This is a genomic window from Bacillus sp. YBsi01 (assembly GCF_038406745.1).
Taxonomy (GTDB): Bacteria; Bacillota; Bacilli; order Bacillales; family Bacillaceae; genus Bacillus; species Bacillus siamensis.
On sequence record NZ_CP151679.1, the window covers coordinates 3,804,033 to 3,811,132 of the forward strand.

The window sequence follows — 7,100 nt, forward strand, 5'->3', positions numbered from 1 at the left end:
TTTTTCACATGGGCTCACACGCCTTAAAGAGAGAGGGGGATAAAGTGTGGGCGTAATCAGACGCTATATGCAATTTGTAAAACCTTATAAAAAACAAATCTTTATCACAGTGTGTATCGGTATTATAAAGTTCTCCATCCCGCTGGCTCTCCCGCTTCTGTTAAAATACGTAGTCGATGACATTATTCAAGGGAGCGGCACGGCAAGCGCTAAAACGTCATCACTATTCACGATTATGGGCATCATGTTCGTGCTGTTTTTAGTTCTGCGTCCGCCGGTAGAATATTATCGGCAATATTTCGCGCAATGGACGGGCAGCCGGGTGCTCTACGATATCAGAGGAGTATTGTTTGACCATATTCAAAAATTGAGCCTGCGGTTTTATGCCAATACGAGAACAGGCGAAGTCATTTCCCGGGTGATAAATGATGTCGAACAGACAAAAGACTTTGTCATAACCGGACTGATGAATATCTGGCTTGATATGATGACGGTGCTGATCGTCATCTGTATTATGTTCACACTAGATATCAAGCTGACACTGATATCTGTCATTTTATTTCCGTTATACGGAATTTCAGTGAAATACTTTTACGGCCGTCTCCGAAAACTGACACGCGAGCGTTCTCAGGCTCTCGCTCAGGTGCAGGGCCATTTGCACGAAAGAGTTCAAGGGATGCCCGTTATCAGAAGCTTCGCCATTGAAAATTATGAACAAGCCAATTTTGATGAGAAAAACGGACATTTTCTGGACAAAGCGATCCGTCATACGAATTGGAACGCCAAAACATTTGCGGTCGTAAACACCATTACGGATTTAGCGCCGCTGCTCGTTATCGCGTTTGCGGGCTATTTTGTCATAAACGGTCCGCTGACAGTAGGAACAATGGTTGCGTTCGTCGGTTACATTGACAGAATGTACAATCCGGTCAGAAGATTGATCAACTCATCGACGACGCTGACCCAGTCGATTGCTTCAATGGACCGCATATTTGAATTTATCGACGAGCCGTATGAATTGACTGATAAACCGAATGCCGTCAAAGCTGACAGCATTAAAGGCGAGGTTGAATTCCGAAATGTCTCGTTCTCCTATGAAGAAGGAAAAGAAAAGATCTTGCGGGACGTTTCCTTAAAGGTGACAAAAGGGGAGACCGTTGCGCTTGTCGGGATGAGCGGCGGCGGAAAATCTACGCTTGTCAGCCTCATACCGCGTTTTTATGATGTGTCCGGCGGCAGCCTGCTGATTGACGGCACAGATATTCGCGATTATGAAGCGAGAAGCCTCCGCAATCAAGTCGGAATGGTGCTTCAAGATACATTTCTGTTCAGTGAGACGATTCGTGAAAATATCGCCATCGGTAAACCGGGAGCGTCTCTGGATGAGGTGGTTGCGGCTGCGAAAGCGGCAAATGCCCATGAATTTATTATGGGCTTCCCCGAAGGCTATGAGACCAAAGTAGGTGAGCGGGGCGTCAAATTGTCAGGCGGGCAGAAGCAGCGGATTTCGATCGCGCGTGTATTCTTAAAAAATCCGCCGCTGCTGATTTTGGATGAAGCGACATCGGCTCTTGATCTTGAAAGTGAACACTACATTCAGGAAGCGATGGACAAGCTTGCGAAAAACCGGACGACATTTATCGTCGCCCACAGGCTGTCCACGATTACGCATGCGGATAAAATTGTCGTCATGGAAAACGGCTCCGTCATTGAAACCGGCACGCACGAAGAATTAATGGCGCGTGACGGCCAGTACAGACATTTATTTACGATCCAGAATTTAAATTGACCGAAAAACTTATGCCGGCCGAATGGGCGGCATAAGTTTTTTATACAAAAAAACCCGGTTCTTCTTAGCACCGGGTTACTCATCATCGTCTGTTTCTAATTCGCTGTCTTTCGGGTGGTATGTCTGAAAACTCGTAATCAGTGTATCAAGATGTTCCAGCTGCTCGCGGTATTCCGCAACCGCAGCCATAATGCTGAGCATATTGTAATCAAGCAGTTCATCCTCGCAGTTCTGCTGATTTTTCAAGAAAGACTTCGTCAAAAGCTGTTTATATCTTATGCTTTCTTCAGCATCGTCATCATGCGGCTTAATCTTGCCGACAGTCCGCATCAAAATTCTTTCGTGCCAATGAAGCAGATAATCAATTTCTTCTGTCAGCGTCTCCTGAAATTCCTCCGGCATATGATAAATCTCGTTTTCATAGCGATGCAGCTTTTTCAGCGTATCAAGCGCCCGGTTCGCCGTAATAATCGCTTGTCTGAATAAAACAAGCTTGCGCGACTTTACATACGTCGTCTTCTTAAAGTAGCTTCTCTCTTCTTTATAAAGAAGATACGTATGGTCAAGCTTCATCATCTTTTCCTTCAGCTTCTCAATATCTTCTTTCAATATCGAGTGCTCCGTCGACTGGCGCATGGTCAGTCTGATCCATTTCATGATCTCATCGGTATATTCAACCGTATGATGAGTCAGTTTCGTTTCGTATTTCGGCGGAAGAAACACAAGGTTCACAATAAAGGAAGACAGCACGCCTAAAATAACAGTGCTTGTTCGAATCAGAGCGAACGTCAGGAAGCTGTTTCCCGGTGTTTCCAAAATCGCGATAACCGTAACGAGCGCAATCGAAATGGTGTGTTCAATTTTCAGTTTTAACATAATCGTGATGACAATGACTGCGGTCAATCCGATCATAATCGGACTCGGTCCGAAAATCAGTCCGAATACCGTAGCGATGACAGCGCCGATGATATTTGCCTGCACCTGATCAATAATGATAAGAAAAGACCTGTAAATAGAGGGCTGTATGGCAAATATAGCTGCAATCCCGGCAAAGATCGGCGACGGAAGTCCGATCCATGATGCTAAGTAGAGGGCGAGCGTAATCGCAATCCCTGTTTTAAAAATGCGGGCACCAAGTTTCATTGGTTTGTGCGTGCATTCCTTTCTCTAATAAATTATGTGCCGAACGAACGGCTGACACTTACATTTCCCTGTCGGTTTATTTGCTAAACAATAAAGTAATATACAGGGATCATACCAATTATTCAAGGTCTTTTTTTGAAAAAACCATTATCTCACAAATCGGACAAAAGAAAAAGCGGAAGCCCCGGGCTTCCGCTTGTTTCAGCAGTTATTTTTTCATATGTCTGAACGCATCTTCGACCGCTTTTAAAGTGGCGTCGATATCTTCTTCAGTATGTGCGGTTGTGATAAACCAAGCTTCATACTTCGACGGGGCGAGATTGATCCCGCGTTCAAGCATCAGCTTGAAGAACTTGGAAAATGCTTCTCCGTCCGTATTTTCCGCCTGCTCATAATTGACGATCTTTTCATCGCTGAAGTAAACCGTAAGCGCGCCTTTTAAACGGTTGACGGTAATGGTAATGCCATGTGTCTCCGCATGGGCGAGAATGCCTTGCTCAAGTCTTGCGCCGAGCTGATCAAGCCGCTCATAAACGCCTTCTTCCTTCAGCACTTCCAGACAGGCGATACCTGATAAGATGGATGCGGGATTTCCGGCCATCGTGCCGGCTTGATATGCCGGACCGAGCGGAGCAACCTGCTCCATGATCTCTTTTTTGCCTCCGTAAGCGCCGATCGGCAACCCTCCTCCGATGATTTTTCCGAGCGCCGTTAAATCAGGCTTTACTTGGAGAAGATCCTGCGCGCCTCCGTACATAAAACGGAACGCCGTGATCACTTCATCATAAATGACGAGCGCGCCCGCTTTATGGGTCAATTCATTGACCTGTTCCAAAAAGCCTTCTTTAGGTTCAACGATGCCGAAATTCCCGACAATCGGCTCGACAAGAACTGCTGCAATTTCTGAACCCCATTTGTCCAATGCGGCTTTGTAACTGTCAATGTCATTGAAAGGAACGGTAATCACCTCTTTGGCGATGCTTTTCGGCACACCGGCGGAATCGGGGGTGCCGAGTGTAGACGGACCTGAACCCGCAGCGACAAGCACGAGATCAGAATGGCCGTGATAGCAGCCGGCGAATTTAATGATTTTTGTCCGGCCTGTATAAGCGCGTGCAACCCGAATCGTTGTCATCACAGCTTCAGTACCCGAGTTTACGAACCGCACTTTATCAAGTGAAGGAATGGCCTCCTTCAGCATTTTGGCGAAAGTGACCTCATGCTTAGTCGGCGTTCCGTACAGTACGCCGTTTTCAGCGGCTTTTTTAATCGCTTCTGTAATATGCGGGTGGGCATGTCCGGTAATAATCGGACCGTAAGCCGCTAAATAATCAATATACTGATTCCCGTCTACATCCCAGAAATAAGCGCCATTCGCTTTTTCCATCGCAACTGGTGAACCGCCGCCTACCGCTTTATAGGATCTGGACGGGCTGTTCACGCCTCCCACGATATGCTCTAACGCTTCTTTATGAAGTTCAACTGATTTTGTATACAAAAAATGACCCTCCTAATATCTCCTTACATCATATTCTATTGTAGCATGCTTCAATGCGAGTACAACGGTTCTTGCTTCCAGAAAAGAGCGGGGGATAACGGTTGTAATCTTAACGCGAATTGGATACGCTTAATAAAAAACCCGGAGGTATAAGAAATGACGATTGAAATCGGACAAGCAGCACCGGATATGAAATTAGTGAACGACAGCGGAGAAAAAGTATCATTAACAGATTTTAAAGGGAAGTACGTCGTGCTCTATTTTTATCCGAAAGACATGACACCCGGATGCACGACGGAAGCATGCGATTTCCGTGATCAGCACGAAAGTTTCGCGGGACTTGATGCGGTTATCATCGGAGTAAGCCCTGACAGCCGTGACAAACATGAAAAATTCAAGCAGAAACACGATCTTCCTTTCCAGCTCCTCGTCGATGATGAGCACAAACTGGCGGAAGCTTTTGATGTGTGGAAGCTGAAGAAGAATTTTGGGAAAGAATATATGGGAATCGAACGCTCCACCTTTCTGTTAGACAAAGAAGGCCGTCTCGTGAAGGAATGGAGAAAGGTAAAAGTGAAAGATCATGTTGCGGAAGCGCTTCGCGAATTAGAACAAATTGCGTCTAATTAATGGACAAATGCTGAACTCACGGGGTTTTCGTCAGATTGCATTTGACAGGAGACCGGAAAAAGATGTACACTAATTATAAACATTATAAAGTAAGAATCTTTTTTAGAAGAGAGGTGCATGACGGATGGCTGCACATGAATTAAAAGAAGCCTTAGACACGTTGAAGGATACGGGAGTCCGGATTACTCCTCAACGTCATGCCATTCTGGAATATCTCGTGGACTCTATGGCTCATCCGACAGCGGACGATATATATAAAGCCTTGGAAGGGAAATTCCCTAATATGAGTGTTGCGACAGTTTATAACAATTTGCGTGTATTCCGGGAAGCGGGGCTTGTAAAGGAGCTTACGTACGGAGATGCGTCCAGCAGATTTGACTTTGTCACCTCTGACCATTATCACGCCATTTGTGAAAACTGCGGAAAAATCGTGGACTTCCATTATCCTGGGCTTGACGAAGTGGAACAGCTTGCGGCTCACGTAACGGGGTTTAAGGTAAGCCACCATCGTTTGGAGATTTACGGCGTCTGCCAAGAATGCTCCAAAAAAGAAAACCATTAAACGAAGCTGACCGCTTTGATACGGTCAGCTTTGTTTATTTCACACTGTTTTTTCTGTTATAAGACTCATCGAACGCTTTGCCTTCCAAACCTTTATCCAATGTAAGCGGCTCTCTGCAATGCATGCACATATCCACTCTGCCCAGAATCTTCGTTTCTTTCTCGCAGGCGGGGCACATCACCCGGACCGCTTTTGTGGACAGCATGCCGATCCAAAAATAAACGGCGGTGCTGAGCCCGATCGACAGCAGGCCGAGAATCATAAACAAGCTGGCAAGCAAAACAGACTGCTTAAAGAACAGCCCGATGTACATAATGATAAACCCAACGAAAACCAAACTTAACGCAAACGTTCTGATCTTATTAATTTTGCTTGAGTATTTCGCCATGTCCATCCCCCTCTGGTTTAACTATAGCACAAATCAGATGGCATATTCTTCATGTTTTCGTAAGAAAAGGGAAGAATAGATATGGCAGCTGAAAGGAAATTTGTTATAATAGTTCAATGTGTTTAGAAAAAAGGACTTTCATGTTTTATCATAGAAATGTAGAAACAAAAGCTTGTGAAACAATCGCATTGGAGGAATCGTAATGGACAATCTTCTCCGTCCAATTTACCAAGAAAGAGCAAGTCATCCCGATACGCTGGCCGTCCTTATGATTGAGAGAAGGAGCAAAGCATCATCCATCACGGATAACTTTGATGCGGTCATGCTTGTCATTGTCAAACAGGCTGAAGAGCCTCTTTTTATAAAGCATTATGAATTCGAACACAAAACCGCTTCCTTACATATTGTAACGGATGCCCTGCTCCAGGAATGGATTCTGCTGGGGACAAATAGAAGAGTTATAGATTGGATTATAAACGGCAAGGTGCTGTTTGACCGCAATGAATATATATCTGAACTCAATGACCGGCTCAGCACTTTTCCTTTCGCCGAGCGTAAATTAAAGATCGGAATGGAATACGGCAAGCTGATCAGAAGGTTTGTAGAAGGAAAAGCGTTTTTTGAAGCTGATCATTTTCTGGATGCATATTATGCGGTCGTGCATGCTCTTCACCACTTGGCCCGCATAGAAGTGATTGACCGGGGGTTTTATCCTGAAACGACAGTCTGGAATCAGGTCCGCCATATTGAGCCGCAGGTATATAAGTTATATTCCGAACTTGTCGAGAGCCACGAAAGTTTGGAGAAAAGGCTCGAATTATTATTCTTAGCAAATGATTTTCTCATCCATTCAAAAGCTGAAATCGGTTCTGCGCATCTTTTTCAAGTTATGAGTGAAAAAGAAATGTGGCAGTTTGGAGAATTGCTTCAGCATCCTGAGCTGGCGCCTTTCACCCAAGATCTCGGTGTCATGCTTGATTACCTGACGGAAAAAGGTTTTATTGAAGTATCTCAAATAGAGACAAAAGGGCAGGAAGTATATCATCGAGGATATTCTTTCAAAAAAAGTGTTGACGCTGAATTATAGGCG

At 45.0% G+C, this 7,100-nt stretch carries 7 protein-coding genes; 4 read left to right on the plus strand and 3 right to left on the minus strand.

Annotated elements, in window-relative coordinates:
- Nucleotides 1-46 precede the first annotated feature (46 nt).
- Complete coding sequence (locus AADZ70_RS19185) at nt 47-1,789, plus strand: ABC transporter ATP-binding protein (protein WP_342007499.1); 1,743 nt, start codon at nt 47-49, stop codon at nt 1,787-1,789.
- 75 nt (nt 1,790-1,864) lie between these two features.
- On the opposite strand, the gene AADZ70_RS19190 is transcribed toward AADZ70_RS19185, so the two are convergent.
- Together AADZ70_RS19190 and AADZ70_RS19195 are read right to left on the minus strand one after the other, a co-directional pair.
- The gene (locus tag AADZ70_RS19190) at nt 1,865-2,932 is read right to left on the minus strand and encodes an aromatic acid exporter family protein (RefSeq protein WP_016936706.1); all 1,068 of its coding nucleotides are present in this window, start codon (nt 2,930-2,932) and stop codon (nt 1,865-1,867) included.
- A 208-nt stretch (nt 2,933-3,140) separates the two neighbouring features.
- Nucleotides 3,141-4,430, minus strand: coding sequence for a glutamate-1-semialdehyde 2,1-aminomutase (locus AADZ70_RS19195; RefSeq protein ID WP_342007500.1), 1,290 nt, complete (start codon nt 4,428-4,430; stop codon nt 3,141-3,143).
- Nucleotides 4,431-4,586: 156 nt separating this feature from the next.
- On the opposite strand from AADZ70_RS19195, the gene bcp reads away from it, so the two are divergent.
- Nucleotides 4,587-5,060: a thioredoxin-dependent thiol peroxidase gene (gene bcp / locus AADZ70_RS19200; RefSeq protein WP_016936704.1), complete on the plus strand. Its 474-nt coding sequence runs from the start codon at nt 4,587-4,589 to the stop codon at nt 5,058-5,060.
- Nucleotides 5,061-5,184: 124 nt separating this feature from the next.
- Complete coding sequence (gene perR / locus AADZ70_RS19205) at nt 5,185-5,622, plus strand: peroxide-responsive transcriptional repressor PerR (protein WP_013351502.1); 438 nt, start codon at nt 5,185-5,187, stop codon at nt 5,620-5,622.
- A gap of 34 nt (nt 5,623-5,656) precedes the next feature.
- Here perR and AADZ70_RS19210 read toward each other — a convergent pair whose 3' ends face one another.
- A complete protein-coding gene (locus AADZ70_RS19210) occupies nt 5,657-6,010 on the minus strand; it encodes a YgzB family protein (protein ID WP_007408568.1) in 354 nt (117 codons plus the stop codon).
- 202 nt (nt 6,011-6,212) lie between these two features.
- Here AADZ70_RS19210 and AADZ70_RS19215 point away from each other — a divergent pair, with 202 nt between their 5' ends.
- Entirely contained in the window at nt 6,213-7,097 is an 885-nt protein-coding gene (locus tag AADZ70_RS19215) for a nucleotidyltransferase-like protein (RefSeq protein WP_016936703.1), read from the plus strand.
- The last annotated feature ends 3 nt before the right edge of the window (nt 7,098-7,100 follow it).

Coding starts and splice junctions, on each gene's coding strand:
- AADZ70_RS19190 (WP_016936706.1), bottom strand. CDS start 2,932: ATGAAACTTGGTGCCCGCATTTTTAAAACAGGGATTGCGATTACGCTC.
- bcp (WP_016936704.1), top strand. CDS start 4,587: ATGACGATTGAAATCGGACAAGCAGCACCGGATATGAAATTAGTGAAC.
- perR (WP_013351502.1), top strand. CDS start 5,185: ATGGCTGCACATGAATTAAAAGAAGCCTTAGACACGTTGAAGGATACG.
- AADZ70_RS19210 (WP_007408568.1), bottom strand. CDS start 6,010: ATGGCGAAATACTCAAGCAAAATTAATAAGATCAGAACGTTTGCGTTA.
- AADZ70_RS19215 (WP_016936703.1), top strand. CDS start 6,213: ATGGACAATCTTCTCCGTCCAATTTACCAAGAAAGAGCAAGTCATCCC.